This window comes from Bacteroidota bacterium (assembly GCA_030017895.1).
Classification (GTDB): domain Bacteria; phylum Bacteroidota; class Ignavibacteria; order UBA10030; family BY39; genus JASEGV01.
Genome location: JASEGV010000143.1, coordinates 1 through 2099 on the forward strand (window position 1 = coordinate 1; position 2099 = coordinate 2099).

Sequence of the window (2099 nt, forward strand, 5' to 3'; positions counted from 1 at the left end):
TCTTAGTGGTAAGAATCCTTTGATTATGATTCAAAAATAAGAGCATCAACACTAATATACTAAGAACACTTAGGCACACAAAGACTTTTTAGACAGCCTCCCGAAAAATTTAATGATGAATTACAAAATCTATAATTTCAATCATAAAGCTGATGGGATTACCTCAGCCGAAAGAGATGGACGGAAGTTCGCTTTTGTAGTTCCGGGTCCCTCTTGAGATTGAGTTTTGTAATATCAAAATAGATTCATATATTTATTAAGAAAGCGTCATGACCGATAAAACGAAAATATATATAGATAAAATATTTCTATTCCTGATGGAACAATTTCCCTCAGCCCAGTTGTTTGTTTTCGGTTCTGTGGTTTATGAAAATCAAAAATATTATCACGATATAGATATTGGAGTTGAAGACATCGATAAAATACCTTTGAGAAGGCTGCAGTGGGTGAAAGAAAAAATTGATGATATGAATATTCCTTATAAAGTCGATATAATAGATTTTAAAAGGGTCTCTGCCGGTTTTTATAAAACTGCCAAAGAAAAAATAATCGAATGGAAAAATTAAAGAATATTATACAAGATACTGAGAAAGCTCTGACGCAGTTAAACAGAGCATTGCAAGAAAAGTTCTCGGATATCGTCCGTGATGCAGCAATACAGAGATTCGAATTTACTTTCGAATTGTTCTGGAAGCTTGTTAAGGCATATTTAAACTTCGTAGAAGGCATAGATTGTTATTCCCCAAAGAATTGCTTTAGGGAGCTTTTACCAGTCACATTAGCTTCAGAAGACGAGGTTGAACTTTTACTAAAAATGTGCGACCATAGAAACCTAACATCGCATGTTTATGACGAAGAAGTTTCCAAGGAGGTTTTCAGCGCAATACCTTCTTACTACAATATCATGAATGTAATTTTAAGTCGTATAAAAGCAAAATAAAAGGAATTACTCCAACGACATCCTGCAAAGAAATGGACGGAAGTTCGCTGATATAGATTTTACTTTTTGTACATCAAAGAGCGATATTATCAAAAAGGAGATAATATTAAATTTATTATCAACATATTTCGCGATGAAGATGGTGTGTTCATAGCCGAATGTCCATCGATTCCCGGCTGTGTTAGTCAGGGAAAAACAGAAGAAGAAGCAGAGAAGAACATTCAAGAAGCAATTTCAGAATGTATTAAAGTTCGAGCTGATAAAGGTTTACCACTGACTATTAGTACAAGACAAGTGGAAGTGAATGTCTAAATGCCTCCTGTTCCGGTTTTAAAACCATACGAGGTAATTAAGATATTAGAAAAATTCGGCTGGGAGGTCGTACGCCAAAGAGGAAGCCATATAATTATGACAAAATAGGGGCAGAATGTAACTCTCTCCATACCAAATCACACTGAAGTAGCGAGAGGCACGTTGAGAAGTTTAATAGCAAAAGCTGGATTAACTGTAGAGCGGTTCTTAGAATGATTATAAAGCATAAAATTGGACATGGGAAAATTCAAAAAAAAATCAAATAAGGGTAAAGGTTTTACAAGTATATCATTTTAAAAAAGTTGCTTGGTCGCAAAGAGAATGGTTGCGTAAAAAAATTGCTTACGAATTGCGGAAGCAAAATAGAAGGAGCACCTTTATTACTCCGCTTCCAGTGGACCAAACTTCACCCTTCCCTGTAAAGGTATTCGATCTTTTTCATTCTCTTCCCGTATTGATGTGGCGGTTTATCGTTTTCTCAATGCTATTATTTCTCCCCGTTAGCGCCTTGCTTGCACAAAACAATGTCTCTGGTAAAATACAATCTGTTCCATCACTGACTAATGCTTATTCCGGTGTGTATTTTCTGAATTTATTTACATCTCAGACATTTTCTACTTTTACGGACAGTCTGACCGGAAATTTTACGGTTAACGTCCCTACTGGAACTTATGAAATTACAGTTCAAACTGTCAACCATTTCAGATTTGTTGATACAATAGATGTGAACGCAAATCAAAATCTTGACTTATATATGGTTGAAAATCTTCCTATGTTTACAACATATTACAATAAGGGCATCTCTAAAAACTCGCCGAATTTTGTAGAAAAAATATTTTACGTATAT

At 34.8% G+C, this 2099-nt stretch carries 4 protein-coding genes and 1 pseudogene; all 5 read left to right on the plus strand.

Annotated features, from left to right (window positions below; translation table 11 throughout):
* The first annotated feature begins 269 nt into the window (after positions 1–269).
* Positions 270–566, plus strand: a complete 297-nt coding sequence (locus QME58_14320; protein ID MDI6804988.1) for a hypothetical protein — start codon at positions 270–272, stop codon at positions 564–566.
* Positions 554–940 carry an HI0074 family nucleotidyltransferase substrate-binding subunit gene (locus QME58_14325; protein MDI6804989.1) on the plus strand — a complete coding sequence of 129 codons (387 nt, stop codon included), beginning with the start codon at positions 554–556 and terminating at the stop codon, positions 938–940. The genes QME58_14320 and QME58_14325 overlap by 13 nt, the downstream gene beginning before the upstream one ends.
* 105 nt (positions 941–1045) lie before the next feature.
* Entirely contained in the window at positions 1046–1252 is a 207-nt protein-coding gene (locus QME58_14330; protein MDI6804990.1) for a type II toxin-antitoxin system HicB family antitoxin, read from the plus strand.
* Positions 1253–1468, plus strand: a pseudogene (locus QME58_14335) (type II toxin-antitoxin system HicA family toxin).
* 265 nt (positions 1469–1733) lie between these two features.
* A partial coding sequence (locus QME58_14340; protein MDI6804991.1) for a hypothetical protein occupies positions 1734–2099 on the plus strand: 366 nt, incomplete at its 3' end.